Annotated in this window: 1 protein-coding gene; it reads right to left on the reverse strand. The window is 54.4% G+C overall.

Annotated features, from left to right (window positions below; translation table 11 throughout):
* Window positions 1–38: 38 nt before the first annotated feature.
* Window positions 39–338: hypothetical protein (locus tag AC1RPT_RS07865; protein WP_481762996.1), on the reverse strand; the 300-nt coding region annotated here is incomplete at its 5' end.

A 338-nucleotide genomic window follows, 5' to 3' on the forward strand; every position in this document is an offset into this window, starting at 1 on the left:
CGACTACACTATCCGTCAACTCAGACATCTTCAGTTTCTCACTGTACAAGTTCAAAGATTCGAGCCTCAATCTCCGAAAACCCCTCACTCACGTGAATCGAGTCCACATCACCAGCGTACTGCTCTCTCAGGCTCTGGATGATGTGCCGGACTTCGTTGATTCGCGTCAACTGACCCATCTCGAAGGCGAGCTGCATCAGCCATTGCTCATGTTGGTTCAGAGCGCGCCCATTGAGCTTGATGCTCAACGATTCCATCCAGTCCTCGAACTTCATGCACGCTCTACGCGCAAGGGCCGGGCCGCAACGTCGCGAATCCACTTCAGCCGACGCGGGTTG

Source organism: Dellaglioa sp. CoH-56-MRSF-11 (assembly GCF_056782135.1).